Source organism: Actinoalloteichus spitiensis RMV-1378 (assembly GCF_000239155.1).
GTDB lineage: Bacteria > Actinomycetota > Actinomycetes > Mycobacteriales > Pseudonocardiaceae > Actinoalloteichus_B > Actinoalloteichus_B spitiensis.
In genome coordinates, this window is record NZ_AGVX02000514.1 from 1 (window position 1) to 791 (window position 791).

General features: G+C 75.5%; 1 protein-coding gene. It reads right to left on the reverse strand.

The window, feature by feature from the left end:
• A partial coding sequence (locus tag ACTIDRAF_RS30130; RefSeq protein ID WP_016700623.1) for an ABC transporter ATP-binding protein occupies positions 1-791 on the reverse strand: 791 nt, incomplete at both ends.

Here is a 791-nt window from a genome sequence, read left to right on the forward strand (position 1 = left end):
GGGGTCGCCGCGCACCCGCTCGGGGGGCCCGGTGGCGACGCGGCTGCCGAAGTCGAGGACGGTGACCTCGTCGGCCAGGCCCATGACCAGCGGCATGTCGTGTTCGACGAGCAGGATGGACGGGGCCAGTTCGCTGCGGACCCGGGAGATGAGGTCGACCATGCGCCGCCGCTCGGCGCCGTTCATCCCGGCCACCGGCTCGTCGAGCAGCAGCAGCCGGGGTTCCATGCACAGCGCCCTGGCGAGTTCGACGCGTTTGCGGTCCCCGTAGGACAGCAGGTCCACGGGGGCGTCGGTGAGGTCACCGAGGCCGACGAGCTCGGCGACCTCCCGCACCCGGGCGCGGTGGGCCCGTTCCTCCCGGACCGCGCCGGGCAGCCGCAGCGCGGAGGCCAGCAGGCCGGCTCCGGTGAGGACGTGCCGGCCGAGCATCAGGTTGTCGGAGACGGTGCCCCGGGCGAGGACGACGTTCTGGAAGGTGCGGGCCACGCCGAGTGCCGCGATCCGGTGCGGCGGGGTGCGGGTGAGGTCGTGGTCACCGAGGACGGCGCTGCCGGCCGCCGCGCGGCACACTCCGGAGAGGACGTTGAAGAAGGTGGACTTGCCGGCGCCGTTGGGGCCGATGACGGCGTGCAGGCTGCCGGGTTCCACGGTCAGGTCGACGTCGTCCAGGGCGACCAGTCCGGCGAAGCGGACGGTCAGCGACCGGACCCGCAGCGGGACGGCCGTCCGCGCGGTGTGGGCGGGCCGGCCCGGGGGGCGCGGTTCGCCGTCCCGGGCGGTGGCGCGGC